General features: G+C 67.2%; 22 protein-coding genes, 2 tRNA genes and 1 other RNA gene. 16 read left to right on the top strand and 9 right to left on the bottom strand.

The annotated features are described in order from the left end of the window. The first annotated feature begins 55 nt into the window (after nt 1-55). From O5O43_RS06285 to O5O43_RS06270, 4 genes are all read left to right on the top strand, one after another. The gene (locus O5O43_RS06285) at nt 56-2,275 is read left to right on the top strand and encodes a S9 family peptidase (RefSeq protein ID WP_271086052.1); all 2,220 of its coding nucleotides are present in this window, start codon (nt 56-58) and stop codon (nt 2,273-2,275) included. Beyond that, a complete protein-coding gene (locus O5O43_RS06280) occupies nt 2,272-2,820 on the top strand; it encodes a GNAT family N-acetyltransferase (RefSeq protein ID WP_271086051.1) in 549 nt (182 codons plus the stop codon). The genes O5O43_RS06285 and O5O43_RS06280 overlap by 4 nt, the downstream gene beginning before the upstream one ends. Nucleotides 2,821-2,829: 9 nt before the next feature. Continuing rightward, nucleotides 2,830-3,147 (top strand): hypothetical protein, encoded by a 318-nt coding sequence (locus O5O43_RS06275; RefSeq protein WP_271086050.1) that lies wholly within the window; start codon nt 2,830-2,832, stop codon nt 3,145-3,147. Between the two features lie 61 nt (nt 3,148-3,208). Next, entirely contained in the window at nt 3,209-4,603 is a 1,395-nt protein-coding gene (locus O5O43_RS06270; protein WP_271086049.1) for a hypothetical protein, read from the top strand. Nucleotides 4,604-4,606: 3 nt separating this feature from the next. On the opposite strand, the gene O5O43_RS06265 is transcribed toward O5O43_RS06270, so the two are convergent. Continuing rightward, nucleotides 4,607-5,062 carry a response regulator gene (locus O5O43_RS06265; RefSeq protein ID WP_271086048.1) on the bottom strand — a complete coding sequence of 152 codons (456 nt, stop codon included), beginning with the start codon at nt 5,060-5,062 and terminating at the stop codon, nt 4,607-4,609. Nucleotides 5,063-5,189: 127 nt separating this feature from the next. Between O5O43_RS06265 and O5O43_RS06260 the strand changes: the two genes are divergently transcribed. Beyond that, nucleotides 5,190-5,792: a sensor histidine kinase gene (locus O5O43_RS06260; protein WP_271086047.1), complete on the top strand. Its 603-nt coding sequence runs from the start codon at nt 5,190-5,192 to the stop codon at nt 5,790-5,792. A gap of 78 nt (nt 5,793-5,870) precedes the next feature. Here the strand turns inward: O5O43_RS06260 and O5O43_RS06255 are convergent. Further along, a tRNA-Gln gene (locus O5O43_RS06255) sits at nt 5,871-5,944 on the bottom strand. Nucleotides 5,945-6,100: 156 nt separating this feature from the next. On the opposite strand from O5O43_RS06255, the gene O5O43_RS06250 reads away from it, so the two are divergent. Beyond that, nucleotides 6,101-6,177: transfer RNA gene (locus O5O43_RS06250), tRNA-Pro, on the top strand. Nucleotides 6,178-6,204: 27 nt separating this feature from the next. On the opposite strand, the gene O5O43_RS06245 is transcribed toward O5O43_RS06250, so the two are convergent. Continuing rightward, nucleotides 6,205-6,327 carry a hypothetical protein gene (locus O5O43_RS06245; RefSeq protein ID WP_271086046.1) on the bottom strand — a complete coding sequence of 41 codons (123 nt, stop codon included), beginning with the start codon at nt 6,325-6,327 and terminating at the stop codon, nt 6,205-6,207. Between the two features lie 48 nt (nt 6,328-6,375). Beyond that, nucleotides 6,376-7,389 carry a ketol-acid reductoisomerase gene (gene ilvC, locus O5O43_RS06240; RefSeq protein WP_271086045.1) on the bottom strand — a complete coding sequence of 338 codons (1,014 nt, stop codon included), beginning with the start codon at nt 7,387-7,389 and terminating at the stop codon, nt 6,376-6,378. Here ilvC and O5O43_RS06235 point away from each other — a divergent pair. Continuing rightward, on the top strand, nt 7,388-7,930 hold the full coding sequence (locus O5O43_RS06235; protein WP_271086044.1) for a DUF924 family protein: 543 nt from the start codon (nt 7,388-7,390) through the stop codon (nt 7,928-7,930). The genes ilvC and O5O43_RS06235 overlap by 2 nt on opposite strands. A gap of 9 nt (nt 7,931-7,939) precedes the next feature. Here O5O43_RS06235 and O5O43_RS06230 read toward each other — a convergent pair whose 3' ends face one another. After that, on the bottom strand, nt 7,940-8,287 hold the full coding sequence (locus tag O5O43_RS06230; protein WP_271086043.1) for a hypothetical protein: 348 nt from the start codon (nt 8,285-8,287) through the stop codon (nt 7,940-7,942). Between the two features lie 193 nt (nt 8,288-8,480). On the opposite strand from O5O43_RS06230, the gene O5O43_RS06225 reads away from it, so the two are divergent. From O5O43_RS06225 to O5O43_RS06205, 5 genes are read left to right on the top strand one after another with little or no spacing between them, the layout of a single operon-like run. Next, on the top strand, nt 8,481-9,341 hold the full coding sequence (locus O5O43_RS06225; RefSeq protein ID WP_271086042.1) for a thymidylate synthase: 861 nt from the start codon (nt 8,481-8,483) through the stop codon (nt 9,339-9,341). Between the two features lie 27 nt (nt 9,342-9,368). Next, nucleotides 9,369-10,226 carry an alpha/beta hydrolase gene (locus O5O43_RS06220; RefSeq protein WP_271086041.1) on the top strand — a complete coding sequence of 286 codons (858 nt, stop codon included), beginning with the start codon at nt 9,369-9,371 and terminating at the stop codon, nt 10,224-10,226. Further along, nucleotides 10,226-10,522 (top strand): phosphoribosyl-ATP pyrophosphohydrolase, encoded by a 297-nt coding sequence (locus O5O43_RS06215; protein WP_271086040.1) that lies wholly within the window; start codon nt 10,226-10,228, stop codon nt 10,520-10,522. The genes O5O43_RS06220 and O5O43_RS06215 overlap by 1 nt, the downstream gene beginning before the upstream one ends. Continuing rightward, on the top strand, nt 10,522-11,049 hold the full coding sequence (locus tag O5O43_RS06210; protein ID WP_271086039.1) for a dihydrofolate reductase: 528 nt from the start codon (nt 10,522-10,524) through the stop codon (nt 11,047-11,049). The genes O5O43_RS06215 and O5O43_RS06210 overlap by 1 nt, the downstream gene beginning before the upstream one ends. 17 nt (nt 11,050-11,066) lie before the next feature. Continuing rightward, nucleotides 11,067-11,387 carry a YbjQ family protein gene (locus O5O43_RS06205; RefSeq protein WP_271086038.1) on the top strand — a complete coding sequence of 107 codons (321 nt, stop codon included), beginning with the start codon at nt 11,067-11,069 and terminating at the stop codon, nt 11,385-11,387. Between the two features lie 42 nt (nt 11,388-11,429). Here the strand turns inward: O5O43_RS06205 and O5O43_RS06200 are convergent, their stop codons facing one another. Beyond that, complete coding sequence (locus O5O43_RS06200; RefSeq protein WP_271086037.1) at nt 11,430-12,164, bottom strand: sterol desaturase family protein; 735 nt, start codon at nt 12,162-12,164, stop codon at nt 11,430-11,432. Nucleotides 12,165-12,187: 23 nt separating this feature from the next. After that, nucleotides 12,188-13,237 (bottom strand): Mrp/NBP35 family ATP-binding protein, encoded by a 1,050-nt coding sequence (locus tag O5O43_RS06195; RefSeq protein WP_271086036.1) that lies wholly within the window; start codon nt 13,235-13,237, stop codon nt 12,188-12,190. Between the two features lie 67 nt (nt 13,238-13,304). On the opposite strand from O5O43_RS06195, the gene miaA reads away from it, so the two are divergent. Continuing rightward, on the top strand, nt 13,305-14,174 hold the full coding sequence (gene miaA / locus O5O43_RS06190) for a tRNA (adenosine(37)-N6)-dimethylallyltransferase MiaA (RefSeq protein ID WP_271086035.1): 870 nt from the start codon (nt 13,305-13,307) through the stop codon (nt 14,172-14,174). Here miaA and O5O43_RS06185 read toward each other — a convergent pair. Continuing rightward, nucleotides 14,171-15,865 carry a bifunctional protein-serine/threonine kinase/phosphatase gene (locus O5O43_RS06185; protein ID WP_271086034.1) on the bottom strand — a complete coding sequence of 565 codons (1,695 nt, stop codon included), beginning with the start codon at nt 15,863-15,865 and terminating at the stop codon, nt 14,171-14,173. The genes miaA and O5O43_RS06185 overlap by 4 nt on opposite strands. A 36-nt stretch (nt 15,866-15,901) precedes the next feature. Between O5O43_RS06185 and ssrA the strand changes: the two genes are divergently transcribed. The 3 genes from ssrA (at nt 15,902) to O5O43_RS06170 (ending at nt 17,620) form a co-directional block, all read left to right on the top strand. After that, nucleotides 15,902-16,267: a transfer-messenger RNA gene (gene ssrA, locus O5O43_RS06180) on the top strand. Between the two features lie 59 nt (nt 16,268-16,326). Then, on the top strand, nt 16,327-16,812 hold the full coding sequence (locus tag O5O43_RS06175) for a ClpXP protease specificity-enhancing factor SspB (protein ID WP_271086033.1): 486 nt from the start codon (nt 16,327-16,329) through the stop codon (nt 16,810-16,812). A gap of 52 nt (nt 16,813-16,864) precedes the next feature. Beyond that, nucleotides 16,865-17,620: a C13 family peptidase gene (locus tag O5O43_RS06170; protein ID WP_271086032.1), complete on the top strand. Its 756-nt coding sequence runs from the start codon at nt 16,865-16,867 to the stop codon at nt 17,618-17,620. On the opposite strand, the gene O5O43_RS06165 is transcribed toward O5O43_RS06170, so the two are convergent. After that, nucleotides 17,617-17,910 (bottom strand): RusA family crossover junction endodeoxyribonuclease, encoded by a 294-nt coding sequence (locus O5O43_RS06165; protein WP_271086396.1) that lies wholly within the window; start codon nt 17,908-17,910, stop codon nt 17,617-17,619. The genes O5O43_RS06170 and O5O43_RS06165 overlap by 4 nt on opposite strands. Nucleotides 17,911-17,954 lie beyond the last annotated feature (44 nt).

Here is a 17,954-nt window from a genome sequence, read left to right as displayed (position 1 = left end):
CGGGGCCGATGCCGGTCGCACAAGCTGCGCCGGTGACTTACAGGGGAGCGACACAATGAACCGCCGCGAATTCGTCGCCACGACCGCCGCCTCGGCGCTGGTCGCGGCCGCCTCCCCCGCCCTCGCCCGTTCCCCCGGAGCCCCGATGTCCCCTACGCCGCCCGTCGCTAAACGAATCCCCGTCGTCATCGAACAACTGGGGCGGACCCGGACCGACGACTATCAGTGGATGAAGGACGACAACTGGCAGGCGGTGCTGCGGGATCCGACCCTGATCAAGGCCGATGTCAAGGAACACCTGGAGGCGGAGAACGCCTATCGCGAGGCCATGCTGGCCTCGACCCGGCCGCTGCAGGCCCTGATGTTCGAGGAGATGAAGGGGCGCATCAAGGAAGACGATTCGTCCGTCCCCTCCCCCGATGGTCCGTGGGAGTATTTCACCGAATACCGCACCGGCGACCAGCACCCCCGCTACATGCGCGTCGAGCGTCAGGGGACCTGGTTCCAGGACGGCCGGATGGTGACCAAGAACTTCATCGTCGCCCCGACGCCTCAGCTGCTGCTGGACTGCAACGTCCTGGCCCAGGGCAAGGCCTACTCGGAGGTCTCGGCGGTCGAGCACAGCCCCGACCACAGCCTGTTCGCCTATGCCGAGGACGCTCAGGGGTCGGAGGTGCACCGCATCTACGTCAAGGACCTGGCGACCGGCGAGGTGCTGCCGGACGTGATCCAGTCGGCGACGGGCAACTTCACCTTCTCGCCGGACAGTCAGTGGATCTTCTGGACCAATCGGGACGACAACGGGCGGCCGGACAAGATCTTCCGTCGCCCGGCGCGCGGCGGCGAGATCACCCTGGTCTATGAGGAGGCCGACGACGGCATGTTCATGGGGGTGGAGCGCACCTCGGATGACGCCTTCATCGTCATCGGCATTCAGAACCAGGAGACGTCCGAGGCGCGCTATATTCCGGGCGAGCGACCGACGAGCGCGCCCCAGGTCCTGGCGGAGCGCGAGGTGGCGGTGCGCTACGACGCCGACCACTGGTCGGACCGCTGGGTGATCCGCACCAACGCCGACGACGCCATCGACTTCAAGATTGTCCAGGTCTCGACCGAACGGCCGGCCCGCGCCGGCTGGACAGACCTCGTGCCGCACACGCCGGGTCGGTTCATCGAGGGCATGGCGCTGGTGAAGAACTTCATCGCCCGCCAGGAGCGCGCCGACGCCAATACGAAGATCGTGATCCGCAGCCGCGAGGGCGACGAGCACGAGATCGCTGTCGACGAGCCAGCCTACGCCCTGTCGCTGGGCGGTGCGTCGGAGTTCGAGACGACGACGATGCGCTATGGCTACAACTCGCCGTCCACGCCGACCTCGACCTACGACTACGACCTGCGGACGCGCGAGCGGGTGCTTCGCAAGGTGCAGGAGGTGCCGTCGGGCCACGACCCGGCGGACTATGTCGTCGAGCGGCTGAACGCCCCCGCGACCGACGGGCAGTTGGTGCCGGTCACCGTCCTGCGTCGCCGAACCACGCGGGTCGACGGATCGGCGCCGGTGCTGCTGTACGGCTACGGTTCCTACGGCATCCCGATGGCGGCGAGCTTCTCGACCAACCGGCTGTCGCTGGTCGATCGCGGCTGGATCTATGCCATCGCCCATATCCGGGGCGGGTCCGACAAGGGCTGGGGCTGGTTCCTGGAGGGGCGCAAGTTCAAGAAGAAGAACACCTTCACCGACTTTACCGCCGCCGCCGATCACCTGATCGCGCAGAGCTATGCGCGTGCGGGCCATATCGTGGCCCAGGGCGGATCGGCGGGCGGCCTTCTGATGGGGGCGGTGACCAACATGCGGCCGGAGCTATGGGCCGGGGTCATCGGCCAGGTGCCGTTCGTGGACGTGATCAACACCATGTCCGACACCACCCTGCCGCTGACGCCGCCGGAGTGGCCCGAATGGGGCAATCCGATCGAGGACGTCGAGGCCTACGACTACATCGCCAGCTACAGCCCTTACGACAACGTCGAGGCCAAGGCCTATCCGGCGATCCTGGCCACGGGCGGCCTGTCCGACCCGCGCGTCACCTACTGGGAGCCGGAGAAATGGGTCGCCAAGCTGCGGCCCGCGACGACCTCGGGCAAGCCGGTGCTGCTGAAGATCAACATGGAGGCCGGCCACGGCGGGGCGTCCGGCCGGTTCGACTATCTGAAGGAAGTCGCTCACGACCACGCCTTCGCGGTCTGGGCGATCGAGAAGGGTTGGGAGACGGCGTGATCCGCGACGCGACGCCGGCCGATCTTCCCGCCATCAGAGCACTGTATGGCCGCGAGGTGTTGCAGGGCACGGCGACGTTCGAGCTGCATCCGCCGTCTTCCGCGGAGATGACGAAGCGATTCGAAGGCGTCCGCGCCAAGGGTCTGCCGTGGCTAGTCGCGGAGGTCGAGGGCGCCTTCGCCGGATACGCCTATGCTTCGCCGTTCCGCCCGCGTCCGGCCTATCGGTATGGCGTCGAAGGCTCGATCTATGTCGAGGAGAGCGCACGCGGTCGAGGCGTCGGGCGCGCGCTGTTGACCGCCCTGATCGAGCGCGCGCGCGATCAGGGCCTGCGTCACGTCATCGGCGCGATCAGCGACAGCGAAACCAGTCAGGCCTCCATCGCCCTGCACGAACGCCTCGGCTTTCGCCAAGTTGGAACCTACGAGCAGGTCGGCTGGAAATTCGAGCGCTGGATCGACGTCCACCTGATGCAGCTCGACCTCGACCCGGCGGGGGCCCCGCCGACGGCGTCCGGCCTCGACCTGACGGGCGGTCTGTCCTAGATCAGGGCCATGGCCATCGCCCGCACCCTGTTGATGTTGCTCGGCGCCCTCGGCGTCCTGCTGCTCGGCGCGGTCCCGCCGGCCATAGCCGACAGTCCGCCGCCGCCTTGTCATGAGATGGCGGCCATGGGGCATGGCGACAGCTCACCGCAACCCGACAAGCCGATGAAGAGCATGGCCTGTTGCGTCGCCTGTATCGCGGCGCCGGGGATTGTCCCGCCGATCCGTAGCGGGGTCGCCGTTCGCGCCGCCCTGCCCCAGCCCGCCGCCCGCGCCCTGCCGAGCGGCCGTCGCCTGACGCCCGAGACCGGCCCGCCCAAGAGCTGATCCTTACAAAGACCGAGCCGGCCGCTCGCGGCCCCGACGACCCTCTTTGCAAGGAGCCATCATGGCTGCCCGATACTTCGCCGCGCTCAGCGCCGGCGCATCCCTTCTCGTTCTCGCCTCGGCCACGCAGGCGCAAGATCGCTCCGGCCACGTGGGCCACGCCGCCCCGGGCCAGTCGCCCACTGACCCGCACGCTGGTCACGCCATGCCGCAGCAGGCTCCGGCGACCTGGCCCATGGACCACTCCGGCCACACCAAGCCCGGCATGGATCACGACGCGGATCATGAGATGACCAGCGCCCTCGGTCCCTGGCCCATGTCCCGCGACGCCTCGGGCACCAGCTGGCAGCCGGATGTCTCCGAACACGGAGGCGTTCATGTGCAGCAGGGCGACTGGTCGATCATGAGCCACGCCCAGTTCAACCTGGTCTACGACACCCAGTCCGGCCCCCGCGGCGACGACAAAACCTTCGTTTCCGGCATGCTGATGAGCTCAGCGAGGCGTGCCTTTTCCGACGGTTCGACGCTGAATCTGCGCGCCATGCTCAGCCCCGATCCGCTGATGGGCAAGGACGGCTTTCCGCTGTTGCTCGCGGCCGGAGAGACGGCAGACGGAATCAATCCGCTGATCGACCGTCAGCATCCGCACGAGCTGGTCATGGAGTTGTCGGCCAGCTATTCGCGCCGCCTGTCAGACCGCGACAGCGTCTTCGCCTACATCGGCCTGCCCGGAGAGCCAGCCTTCGGGCCGCCCGCCTTCATGCACCGCATGAGCGCGATGGATTCGCCGGAAGCGCCCGTCACCCACCACTGGCTGGATTCGACCCATATCGTCTTCGGCGTGGCGACTGTGGGCTGGGTACACGACACGATGAAGATCGAGGCGTCGTCTTTCCGTGGGCGTGAGCCGGATCAGGATCGCTACGACATCGAAAGCCCGGAGCTGGACAGCTGGTCGGTGCGGACGTCGTGGAATCCCTCGCCGGAATGGTCGCTGCAGGCGTCGTACGCGGACGTCACCGCGCCGGAGCAGTTGGAGCCCGGCGAGGACGAGACCAAGCTGTCGGCCAGCGCGATCCATACGCGCCGCCTGGGTCCGGACGGCTGGTGGTCCTCGACCCTGGCCTGGGGCCGCAAGACGAACGAGCACCAGGAATCAAAGGACGCCTGGCTGCTGGAATCCGCCGTCAGTCCGGATGACCGCTGGACGATCTTCGGTCGGGTCGAGCGGATCGAGACGGACGAACTGCTGCCCGCCGTCGGCGGCGGCCACGGGGCGCTCTTCACCGTCGCCAAGGCCTCGGTCGGGGCCGTGCACGACTGGACGATCGCGCCGCGCGTCCACTTGGGGCTGGGCGCCCTCTATGCAATCAATCGCGTGCCGGCGGGTCTGGAGCCGTCGTATGGCGGCGATCCGGACGGCGGCATGGTCTTCGTTCGCCTGAAGATCGACTGACGCTCAGTGTGGGGCGATGTCCGCCGGCGGCGTGGTCAGCCACGGGGCCAGGCGGAATCGCCTCGGTGGATCGCTGACGGTCCGGTGCAGAATGAACCGCTGGGCGAAGGCGACCACGGCGCGGATGGTCTGCTCGTCGAACGGCTTGGAGACCGCGCCCAGCGCCCCGGCGAAGCCGTCGGGGATTTGCTCCGGGTTGGCGGTGAGGAAAATCACGGCCGTCCCGTACTCGCTGACCAATCGGTGGGCGATCTGAGGCCCCGTCATACCGTCCAACAGGTTGACGTCGACGAGAGCCAGCATCGGCCGTTCGCGGTCCGCGATTTCAAAAGCCGAGGCCCGATCCATGGCGCAGCCGACGACGTCGCACCCGGCGTCCCCGAGAACGAGCTCCAGCTCCATCGCCAAGATGGCCTGATCCTCCACGATCATGACCCGGAGGTCAGACGTCTGTTGCAATCCCATCCCCAGCGGCAGCCCGGCAGTCGTAAGGTTACTGTGTCGGTTACCGGACGGTGAAAACGCGCGCTTGGCGATTTGGTTCTCGGAGGGTATCGAAATACCAGTTTTTGCGCCTGGGGGGCGAATGGCCGCGGACGCGGAAGTCAGGATCGCTGAACTCGAGCGACGATTGCTCGGCGGTTACCAGCTGCTTCAGGCGCTGGTCGGCATCCGTCTGCGGAGCGTTCAGGACCCCGAAAGCCGTCGCCATCTGACCTGGCTCAGCGACGTCGTCGCAGCCATGGGGTTGATCAACCGCCGCATCGTCGAAAGCGGGTCGGTCGACTTCGCCGCCTACCTGGACGACGCCGCCGGGTTCTGGCGACGGAACTGCGAGGGGCGCGGGGTCCGCATCGACCTGCGGGCCGCGTCGGCCGCCCTGCCCGAGACCCACGCGGTGCCCCTGGCCATCATCGTGCACGAGCTGATGTCCAATGCGGTGCGACACGCGTTTCCCGACGACCGGCGCGGCTCCATCGCCATCGCCTATTCGCGCGCCTCCGACGGGGTCAGCCTGGTTGTGCGCGATTCGGGCGTCGGGTCAGACGATCTGGTCAAGGGCGATGGCCTGGCTCTGGTCGAGGGTCTCGTCGCTCATCTGGGCGGCGCCATGGTCGTCGAGGCCGCGACCGGCAACGGCGTCGGCATCCGCGTCCATCTGCCGATCCGGCCCGACGTCACCCACTAGCCTTTATGCACGGCGCAAAAACAAACGCCGTCGGGTCCGGCCCGGCGGCGTGATCCATGTCGTCTCGGAGAAGGCGGATGGCTGGGGAACTAGGACTCGAACCTAGAATGACGGTACCAAAAACCGGAGTGTTACCATTACACCATTCCCCAGCAGGTCCGGCGCGCCCAGGGGCCTCGGCCCCGGGGAGGCGGTCGAATACGCCAAGGCGTCGGGGGATGCAACACCCGGTTTTCGGACTATTTCACAAAGCCCGAGAAGGACGCTTGCAGCCCTGAAAACCCATCGCTATAAGCCCGCCTCCAAGTCGGAGTGTGGCTCAGTCTGGTAGAGCACTGCCTTCGGGAGGCAGGGGTCGGAGGTTCGAATCCTCTCACTCCGACCATTTTATTCGGCGCGTCCCGAGCGCCCTTCAGTCCGGTTCACCGTCTGCATTCGCGTCACGAAAGCGGTGCGGGACGTCCAGCGGCTGGAAGGCCAGCGCCACCAGCCCGCACAGAACCACCAACACGATCAGCCCCGCCAGAATTTCCATCACGCGTCCTCCTGCCGGGACAACGCGGGTTGGCGGCGACGGTTGCCGTCAGCCGGCCTTCGAGGCCACATCGGCAAGACGGTTGCCAACGGTCTCGATCGTGCGTTCGCCGAGCGCCTTGCGCCGCGCGAGCAACTCGGGCGAGCCGGCGTCGTAGTCGGTCATCAGCCGCTTCACGAACGATCCGTCGCGCACATCGTCCAGGACCCGGTCCATCGCCGCCCGCGAAGCCTCCCCGATGACGCGCGGCCCTGTCAGATAGGCGCCGTACTCGGCCGTGTTGGAAATCTTGGCGAAAGCCCCGGCGATGCCGCGCTCGTACATCAGGTCGGTGACCAGCTTGACCTCGTAGAAGCACTCGAACCAGGCGACCTCGGGCGGGTAGCCGGCGTCGACCAGCTTCATGAAGGCCGCGTCGATCAGCTGGCCGACGCCGCCGCACAAGACCACCTGCTCGCCGAACAGGTCGCTCTCGCATTCGGCGGCGAAGGTGGTTTCGAGGATGCCCTTGCGGCCGCAACCGAGAGCCGCCGCATAAGACAGGCCCAGCGCATGTGCGCCGCCCGTGGCGTCCTGCTGCACACCGAACAGGCAGAAGACCCCCTCCCCGGCTTCGTAGAGGTCGCGGATGCGAGGGCCGATGCCCTTGGGCGAATCGAGAATCACGTCGAGGTCGGCGCGCGGCGTCACCAAACCGAAGCGCACTGACAGGCCGTGAGCGAAGATCAGGGCGGCGCCGGGTTTGATGCGCGGCTCGATCTCGTCGCGATAGAGGTCTCGGTGCGCCTCGTCGGAGACCATCATGGCTACCACATCGGCGCCTGCCGTCGCCTCCCCGGCGGTCAGGACCGGAAAGCCGTCGGCCTCGGCCCTCGCCCGCGTCGCCGACCCGGCCTTCAGACCCACGATGATGTCGGTTACGCCCGAGTCGCGCAGGTTCAGGGCGTGGGTCCGGCCCTGACTGCCGTAGCCGATGACGGCGACGCGCTTGCCGCGAATGATCGACAGGTCACAGTGGCGGTCGTGGAAGACGGGCAGCGGATTGGGTAGTGTCTGGGTCATGACCGTCCTCATAACCCCTTACTCCGTTGTCGCCTTCTGGAAAGAGGCGGGTCCGCAGAAGTGGTACGCCAAGGACGAGGCCTTCGACCGCGAGTTCCGCGACGCCGGCCGAGCCCTGCACTGGGCCGCCGCGCGGCGGGAGCTCGACGACTGGCTTGAGACGCCGGAGGGGGCGCTGGCCCTGATGGTCCTATTGGATCAGTACCCCCGAAACTCATATCGCGGCACGGCGCACCAGTTCGCGACCGACGGGCTGGGTTTAATGTACGCCAGACAGGCCTGGGCGCGCGGCTGGCCGCAGACGTTCGATGCGGACCTGCGTCAGTTCTTCGTCACCCCGTTCGAGCACTCGGAGGCTCTGGCCGATCAGGACGAAGGGGTGCGCCTCTCGGCCGACATGCCCGAGGTGCTCAAATACGCCCACGTCCACCGCGACATCATCGTCCGCTTCGGCCGCTTCCCGCACCGGAACCGGGCGATGGGGCGCGAGACCACCGCGGAGGAACAGGCCTTCCTCGACGACGGCGGTTTTGGCGGCTGATTTCGGGCCTTAGCGGGCGGCGCCCTGGGATCGTGCTTCGGCCCGGAGGGCGATGAGCTCGGCGCGCGTGACCCCCTCCTCCAACAGCGAACTGTCCATGCTGAGCGTCCCACGATAGACCATCAGGGCGAACCGGTCCTCGTCCCGAGCCCGGGCCAGGACCCTCCATTCACCTTGCGTCCGGCAGGCGCTGGGGCGGCGGATGCGCGAGCTGTTGATCTGCTGAGAGCGGACGCAGAAGACCTGCAGATCGCTGCCGGTGATCTCGACATCGTCGACGGCCTGACCGCGCGGATCAGGCAGGGTTTGCTGGGGAATGTCGGTAGACAGAGCCAAGGCGAAAACGAGTGCGAGCATGATCAACCTCCCTAGGTTGAACTACGCTAACAGCGTTCATCGACGACGTCATCCTAGATTCGCGGCGCGGCGATCGGGCGCGGTTAGGCAAAGTGGCAGCCGATTCGTCGTCCACAGCGAAGTGCCGAAGCAATGCGAAATCGATTCGCCGCGAATCAGGTGCTGGGCCAATCTCGGCTCTATGAACGCCCATGTGATGATCGCCGATCTGGAAGCCCGCACCAGCGCCGCGCCCGCGGACCATCCGGAGTTCCAGTACCTGAACCTGCTGCGCGACATCCTCGACAACGGCGTGCGTCGCGGTGACCGGACCGGCACGGGGACGCTGGGCGTGTTCGGTCGCCAGATGCGGTTCGATCTGTCGAAGGGCTTTCCCCTTCTGACCACCAAGAAGCTGCATCTGCGATCCATCATCGTCGAGCTGCTGTGGTTCCTGCGCGGCGAAACCAATATCCGCTGGCTCAAGGACAACGGCTGTTCGATCTGGGACGAATGGGCCGACACCGACGGCGAGCTGGGGCCAGTCTACGGCAAGCAGTGGCGGTCGTGGGCCGCGCCGAATGGCGAGAGCATCGACCAGATCGCCCGCCTGATCGAGGGGCTGAAGACCAATCCGAACAGCCGCCGCCACATCGTCTCAGCCTGGAATCCGACCGACATCGAGGACATGGCCCTGCCGCCCTGCCACTGCCTGTTCCAGTTCTTCGTCGCCCCTGACGGCAAGGGGGGCGGCAAGCTGAGCTGCCAGTTGTATCAGCGCTCCGCCGACATCTTCCTCGGCGTGCCTTTCAACATCGCCTCCTACGCCCTGCTGACCATGATGGTGGCCCAGGTCGTGGGGCTGGAACCCGGCGACTTCGTGCATACCCTCGGCGACGCCCACCTGTATTCCAATCATCTGGAGCAGGCGGAGCTGCAGCTTACGCGTCAGCCCCTGCCCCTGCCGACCATGACGCTCGCGCCGAAACGCGACCTGTTCGGCTTCGAGCCGACCGACTTCGTCCTGTCGGGCTACGAGGCGCACCCGCACATCAAGGCGGCCGTGGCCGTCTGAGCGGCGCCCGTTTCACGGATAGTCCCAATGTTGTTCCGCGCCCTCGCCATCGGCCTCATCCTGCTCGCGGCCTCGCCTGCGCTGTCGACGGCCCAGACGGCGCTGTCGACCGAGGCTGCCGGGTCCGACCCCCGCCATGTGATGATCCCCGCCCCGGATGGACGGACCATCGATTTGAGCGTCTGGACGGCGCCCGACGAGCGCGGCGTCATCGTCTTCAGCCCAGGCTTCAACTCCACCCCGGCCGCTTATCACCGCATCCTGTCGGCCTGGGTCGGGCACGGCTACTCAGTGATCGCACCGCTGCATGTCGACTCCCTCCAGCACCCGCAGCACGCCGACTATGACAACCGCGCCGCCTTCGCGACGCGCATCATGGACATGGCGGTCGCGCGCAGCGTTGTTCGCGCCACCCATCCCGGCAAGCCCATCATTGCAGCAGGGCATTCGTTCGGGTCCCTGATCTCCCTCATCGAGGGCGGCGCCGTCACGGCTGCAGGCGCTCACGGCGATCCGGACCTCAAGGGCGTCATCGCCCTCTCCTCGGCCGGCGACATCCCCGGCCTGGTGAGCCCGACGACGTGGGAGGGTCTGGATATTCCGCTGATGCTGATTACTGGGGATCGGGACCTTGTGCCCGGCTTCGTCGCGGACTGGCGCGATCACCGCCGTCCGTTCGACGCCAGTCCTGCCGGCGGCAAGACCCTTATCATCTTCGAGGGCGCGGACCACGAGTTCGTCGACAATGCCGACGATTCGGATTTCGCACTGGTGATCGAAGCCACGGAAGCCTTTCTGGACGCCTATGCGACGGGCGATGCCGATGCGCTCGCGCGACTGAACGCGTTGCCCGCGCCGGACGGCGTCTCGATCGAGCGGCGCTGATGCACCTTGCGACGCTGCAGGCGGATGTGCTCCGCATCTCCGACATCTACGCCGCCGAGCATGGAATCGACCGGTCGGGCGACTGGGCCATCCTGAAGCTGCAGGAGGAACTGGGTGAGCTGACGGCCGAGCATCTGCGCGTCAGCGGCCGCGCTCGTGGCGAGGCGGATCCGAAGGCGCTGGCCGACGAGGCGGCCGACGTTCTCGGCATGCTTCTGATCTACTGCGATGGCGCCGGTATCGATATCGAACAGGCCATGCGGGACAAATGGCTGCACTGGCTGGAGGGCCGCTGATGGCGATGCCGCACATCGCGCTCGTCGTCGCCCGCGCTCGGAACGGCGTGATCGGCATGGACGGCGACATGCCCTGGCGCCTGCGCTCGGACCTTCAGCGCTTCAAGGCGATCACGACGGGCAAACCCTGCATCATGGGACGCGCGACGTGGGAGAGCCTGCCTCTCAAGCCCCTGCCCGGGCGGCTGAATCTCGTCCTGTCGCGCGACCTTTCCTACGAGGAGAGCGGCAAGGCCAAGGGCGCGGTGGTCGTCTCCAGCCTGTCCGACGCGCTCGATATCGCCCGGGAGACGGCCGAGGACGACGGCGTGGACGAAATCTGCGTCATCGGCGGCTCGGCCCTGTTCGAGGCCGCCCTGCCCCGCGCCAAACGGCTCTACATCACCGAGGTCGAGGCCGAGCCGGAGGGCGACGTCTTCTTCCCGGCCTTCGACGAATTTCTCTTCCGCGAGGTCGCCAACGAACGGCATGATGCTGGCGATAAGGACGACCACGCCTTCACCTTCCGCATCCTCGAGCGCATCTGAAACAGGAGCCGCCCGCCATGATGACCTCCACCACCAACGAAATCTTCGGTCACAAGGTCGTCCGCCACATCGGCGTCGTGCGCGGCATCACGGTGCGGTCTAGGAACGTCGTCTCCGACGCCATCGGCGGCGTCCAGTCGATGCTCGGCGGCCGGGTCGGCGCCTATGTCAAACTGGCCGAGGTGGGCCGTCAGGAAGCCTTTGACCATCTGGTCGAACACGCGCGCGCCGCTGGCGGCAACGCCATCCTGGCCCTGCGCTACGACGCCACCGAGATCATGCCGGGCGTGACCGAGGTGCTGGCTTATGGAACCGCGGTGGTGGTGGAGCCTCAGTGAGGGCTTGGTGACTAGGGCTTGGGAGGGACTAGCCCCCAACCCCTACTTCCTCACTTCAGGCATCGCATCGGTCCCGCAAGCTCGGTCCCACCAACGGAAATAGAGCCCATAGTTCGTCTTCATGTGAGTGTGATGGCGGCTGTGGTGGGTGGCGGTGATCAGGTGCGAGCCCACGCGCCCGCGCACCCAGCGGTCGGGCCACATCTCCCAGCCGCAGTGATTCATCACCGCCGCGGCCGTCATCACCGTCAGCATGACGGCCAGCATCCAGATGTTGAGCGGGATCAGGAACGTCAGCACCGGCAGGAGCCACGCTGTCAGGGCCGCCTCTGCCGGATCGAAGGCGAAGCTGGCGAAAGGGCTAGGGTCTCGCGCCCGGTGATGGGCGGCGTGGGCCCAGGCGAAGATTCGCCGGTCGTGCAGCAGTCGGTGGGTCCAGTAGTAGTGAGCATCCTGCACAATGAGCAGCAGAAGAAAGCTCAGCGGGAGCCACCAAAGGGGATAGGCGGCCGGATCGAGGTAGAGTTGCGTCCCACCCGCCTTCCAGGCCTCCAGCGCCACGGCCGCCGGGCAGGCGTAGATCGGCGTCGACAGAAGGGAGAACTTGATCTCGTGCAGCATCAATCGCTTCGACGGCCGCTCGCGGTTAAGCCGGGTCCCGATGCCTTTTGATGTTCCCCAAGTGACCCGCCACACCCCGCCCGCGACCAGCAGGTAGCGCGCGCCGATGATCAGGCTGAGCCAGAGGGTGGTGATGAGGACGCCGACGACGGTCATGGGCTCAGCCTAGACCCGGAGCGCTACAGCCCCAAGCCTGCGGCGACCCTCTCCGCGACCGCGTCGAACCGGACCGCCACATCACCATCGACCAGAGGCCGGCCCGCATCGCCGGCGTGACGCAGGGACGCATCCAGCGGCAGGTCACCGAGGAAATCCACACCCAGTCGCCCGGCTTCCGCTTCCGCGCCCCCACGCCCGAAAACGTCGCCAGACATGTTCTCGATCAGGCCGAGCGTCGGGACCTTCACGCGCTGGAACAGCGTGTGGGCGCGACGAGCGTCGGCGAGAGCGACTTCCTGCGGCGTGGAGACGATCACCGCGCCGTCCAGCGGCGTCTTCTGGATCAGCGTCAGTTGCACGTCGCCCGTCCCTGGCGGGAGGTCGACCACCAGCACGTCCAGCGGCGCCTCTTCTGTCCCCCAACGGGTCTGGGTCAGCATCTGGGTGATCGCCTGGGACGCCATCGGCCCGCGCCAGATCATGGCGTCATCGGCCTTGGTCAGCAGGCCGACCGACATGGCCTTCAGGCCGTGCGCCGTGTGAGGGACAATGGCGCCATCCTCATAGGCCGGTTGACCCGACAGGCCGAGCATGGTCGGCAGGGACGGGCCATAGACGTCAGCGTCCAGCACCCCGACGGCCAGCCCGCGGCGCGCCAGGGCCGCCGCCAGGTTCACTGCGACGGTGGACTTGCCGACCCCGCCCTTCCCGCTGGCGACCGCGAGGACGCGCCGGACATGAGCCGGGCGATCGGTCGGTACGGGGGCCTTGGCGCGGGTCTGTTCGACGGCGGCGGGCGACAGGGAGGCCTTTCGCCCGACCGGCGCGGTCTCGGCGGTCAAAACGACGGACACTCGCGCCATGCCCGGCATGGCCTTCAGCGCCGCCTCGGCCGTGTCACGCACGGCGGCGTAGGCGGCGGTGCGGGATGCGGGTACCTCGATGACGAAGCCGGCGCGATCCTCGGCGACCATCAACCCCTTGGGCACGCCGGCGTCGATCAGGCCCTTCCCGGTTTCGGGATCGGGAATGGCGTTCAGCACGGCTTCGACGGAGGCGCGGTCGATCAAGGTCTTTGTCTCGTTGCAGGGAGAGGACGCGCGTTCTATCGCCATCGCCCTTTCCTTGCGAGCGTCCGTGACCCGTCCGCCCATCACATTGATCGCCGGCCCGACCGCTTCGGGCAAGTCGCGCCTGGCGCTTGAGCGGGCGCAGGCGACCGGCGCCGCCATCGTCAATGCCGACAGCCAGCAGCTCTACGCCGATCTCCGCGTCCTGACCGCCCGCCCGTCACGCGATGAAGAACGGCTGGCCGCCCATCACCTGTATGGAACCGTGGATGCGGCCGAAGCTTGGTCGGTCGGGCGCTGGACCCGCGCCGTCATGCCCCTGGTCGACGAACTGCGCAACCAGGGGCGCCCGGTGCTGATCGTCGGCGGCACGGGCTTATATTTCACCGCCCTGACGAAGGGGTTAGCGAACATTCCCGATGTACCGACCGAATCGCGGGACGAGGCCATGGCCCTGTACGACACCGAGGGCGAGGCGGCTTTCCGTCTGCGGCTGACGACGTTCGACCCGCCCGCCGAGGCCGCCATCGAGCGCGGCGACCGTCAGCGCCTGATCCGCGCCTTCGCCGTGGCTCGCGCCACAGGTCGTTCGTTGTCGGACTGGCAGGCCGACACCTCGCCACTGCTCGCGCCGGGAAGCTACGACCGGCTGGTGCTGGAGCCCGACCGTCAGACCCTCTACGCCAACTGCGACGCGCGGGTCCTGACGATGATGCAGGACGGCGCGGTTGAGGAGGTCCACGCCCTGATCGCACGCGACCTGGACCCGGCCCTGCCCGCCATGAAGGCGGTCGGCGTGCGTGAGATCTCCGGCTGGCTGGCCGGCGAGACCGCCCACGCCGACGCCGTCGCGGCCCTCCAGCAGGCGACGCGAAACTACGCCAAACGCCAGCTGACCTGGTTCCGGAACCAGTGCCGGGACTGGCCGAGGACCTAGCCGAACATCAGCGACGCCAGCAGCAGCACGAACAGGATACCGCTGACCGTCTGCCAGAAGCGGATCGGCTCGCGTTCCATCAGCGACAGTTCCCGTTTGGGCGGGGCCGCGATCGCGCTGCCGCTTTCCAGGACGTGGATCAGTTCCTCGACGTCGGCGAATCGATCGCCGGGCCCGACCGCCAGGGTGCGCAGGATGGCCGCCTCCAGCCAGGCGGGCATGTCGGGGCGGTGTTTCGAAGGGCGCGTCGGCTTCTCGAACCGCATGCGGTTGAAGTCTTCCTCCTGGCCTGACGGATAGTCGCCCGCGAAGAGGCGGTAGATGGTCACGCCCAAGGCGTACTGATCGGTCAGGGCGTCGCCGATGGCGCCGGCGAACATTTCGGGCGCCTTGTAACCGATAGTGCCGGGGGCCTCGGCTTCCGCGAACTCCTCGATCTTCGGCAGGCGGGCGACGCCGAGGTCGATCAGTTTCAGCCCGCCATTGGGCTCCAGAATGACGTTGTCGGGCTTGATGTCGCGATGGGCGATCCCCTGGCGGTGTAAGGCAGCGACGGCTTTGGACAGGCGGATGGCGGCGCTGACGCCCTCCGGAATATCAAAGGGTTCGTCGGCTATCTTCGCGTGCAGGGTGCGTCCGACGTAGAGCGGCTGGGCGATGTAGAGGCGGCTCTGGCGGCCCATGTCGAGCGCCAGGGTCTTGCCGACGTACGGACTGTCGATGCGGCGGCCGATGAACCTTTCCCGCAGAAAGGCGCCGCGGGCCCCGCTTTCGGACACGAGGGCTGGCTTTGGGAATTTCAGGACCACCTGCCCCCCGCCCTCCTGGTCGCTGGCCACGAACACGCGGGTGTATTTGCCGTCCGACAGCAGCCGCTCCAGCTGGAACCGGTCGACATTGTCCCCGACCTTGGGCGGCGGCAGGATGGCCAGGCCGGCGGCCTCCGCCCCGATCGCGTCCTGATCCACCGAGCCGATGCGGATGACGTCGATGACGATGGCCGTGGCGTTGTCGCGGGTTTCCTCGGCGCCGGCCTTGTCGACGATGGCCTGGGCGTCGGCCTCGGGCGAGGCGCGACGGGCGAGGAGACGGGTCAGATCCTCTTCGGACACTGCGCCGTGGACGCCGTCCGTGGTCAGCAGCAGCCGGTCGTGGGCCTTCAGCGTCACCGCCCGCACGTCCAGCCTCAGATCCGGCTCGATGCCGATGGCGCGATACAGGACATGGCTCAGCCCCGGCTGGGCCAGGACGTGATCCTCGGTCAGCCGCGACAGGACGCCGTCGCGGAAATGCCAGGCCCTCGAGTCGCCGACATGCAGGGCCGTCGCCTCCTGGCCCCGCATGACTAGGGCGGTGAAGGTCGTGGCCGCCCCTTCCATTTCGGGATCGGACCGCCCCTTGGCGTGGAGCCAGCGATTATAGCCGGTCAGGGCCGCGACGCCGGCGGCCGCTACCCCTTTCAACGGATTCTGGTCCAGATAGCCGTCGATGAAGGTGCGGCCGGCTAGCTCCGAGGCGATGCGGCCGCCCCTCGATCCCGACACGCCGTCAGCGACGATCGCCAGCATGCCGTGCAGGGCCTGTTCGGACGGCGTGCCGAGGTGGACCGCGCCGAAATCCTGATTGTCCTTGCGCGGCCCGAGCGCCGTCGCGAACCCCGCCGCGATCTCGAGCCTGTCGTCCGCATCCATGATCGATACTCCCGCAGTGCAGCAGACTTCACATCACGACTTGGATGCAAGGGCATGAGGCCCTATATTGGATGTGCCGGGGTTCGCTCCGGCTATGGCGATAAACGCGCTTGTAATAAGCGGACCGGACCCGGGTGCGATTCCCGGCGGCTCCACCATTCTTCCCCGCGTTATCGGCGGAGGCTTATGGGGCCGACTAGCATCGACGGACGTGTAAAGAAGACTGCTTTCGCTCGTCCTGGCCCACCGTATCGGGCCATTTTCTAACTGCGAACGATAACTTCGCTGGAGAAGTCCGCCTCGCCGCGTAATGCGGTTCGGTTGATTTCGAATCTTAAGTCCTAGGGGTTCAGATCCTTAGGCGGGGCCGCCGGAGGGCCTGCCAACAGAACCTCCGGCACTTTTCCTTCTTCCGCAGAGCACCCCCGGCCGCTATCTGTCGCCCCGCAGCGAGGATACCCATGGCCGAAGAGACCCCGCCCGTCGACGAGATGCAGTACGAAAAGCTCGCGCAGGACGCCCTGCGCGGCGTGATCCGTTCGGCCCTCGAACGCGCGGCCAGCCCGTCGGGCATTCCCGGCGCACACCATTTCTACATCACGTTCAAGACGCGCGGGCCCGGCGTCTCCGTCCCGCCGGACGTGATCGCCAAATATCCCGACGAGATGACGGTGGTCTTGCAGCACCAGTATTGGGACCTCGCCGTCGAGCACGACCTGTTCTCGGTCATGCTGAAGTTCGGCGGCATGCCCAAGGTCCTGACCGTGCCCTACACGGCCGTGACCCGCTTCTACGACCCGAGCGTCCAGTTCCTGCTGCAGTTCGAGGCCCCCGAGCCGGCGCCGGAACCCGTCGCCGAACTGACCCCGCCGCCGCGCGCCGAGGCGACCCCGTCCGGCGACGACGGTCCGAAAGTCGTCTCCCTGGACCAGTTCCGGAAAAAGTAGGCTTTTCAGCCTGAACCACCGCGCTAAGCTTCTCTCACCTGGGGAGGGCTGCGTGTTTCGATCCGTCGTCATCGTCATCCTGTTGTGGCTGAGCGCCAGCTCAGCTCAGGCTCAGAGCGCGCCCGTCAGTCGTTTCGACGGCTGGGCCTCGGCCATCATCGCCGCCGACTGGCGCACCAGCACGGGCGAGCCGATCCAGGCCTTCGACAATGCGCGACGCGATCTGGTGTCGGGGTTTCTGGCGGCGGGATTCTCGCGCGCCGACATGTATGACGCGACACTTCGGCCGGACGTGACGCCCGTCGTCACGGGAGATGCCGCACTCCGGGGCATCGCCGAGGTCGCGGCTCGGGCTCAGCGGGGCTGCCTGCTCTATTTCACCTCGCACGGCAGTCCCGAGGCCATGAGGTTCGGTCAGGTCCAGAGGCTGACCCCCACCCGCATGGCGACCCTGGTGCGCGAGATCTGCGGAACGCGACCGACGGTCGTGGTGGTCTCGGCCTGCTATTCCGGCATTTTCGTCGACTCGCTCGCCGCGCCCAATCGGATGATCATGACCGCCGCGCGTCGCGACCGGTCGTCCTTCGGCTGTTCGGAGGACGCCACCTACCCCTATTTCGACGGCTGCATCATTTCGTCCCTGCCGACGGCGAGCGACTTCATTGCCCTGGCCAATGCGACGCGCGCCTGCATCAAGGACCGCGAGACCGCCGAGGGCCTGTCGCCGGCGTCCGAGCCCCAGGTCTCGATCGGCGCCGATCTGCAGCTGCTCCTGCCGACGCTCCGGTTCAACCGTCCGCCGGGTTAGGGCTTTCTGGGAAAGACCCGGATCGTGATCCGCTCGCGCTCGCCCTCGCGCCGCTCGACCAGCAGCCGCGCCACCTGAGCATCGTCGTGAAACAGATAGCCTTTGATGGCGTCCAGCAAGGCCTTGGCGAGATTGTCGAGATCCATCCACGGCGGATCGCCCACATGCTCCATCAGGATCTCGACGACATAGTCGCCATAGGCCGGCCGCGACCCACGCCACTCCTTGCGGAAGAACTCGTAGATCAGCGGCTTGTAGTATTTGGCCTGAGTGGTCAGGCCGTCGACCATGACGACGACGGCCTCGCCTTCCTCGCGGGCGCGGACCTTGCCGG

It is taken from the genome of Brevundimonas sp. NIBR11 (genome assembly GCF_027912535.1).
In the GTDB taxonomy this organism is placed as follows: Bacteria; Pseudomonadota; Alphaproteobacteria; order Caulobacterales; family Caulobacteraceae; genus Brevundimonas.
Note: the sequence above shows the minus strand (reverse complement) of the source record. Positions and strands in the feature narration are given on the sequence as shown.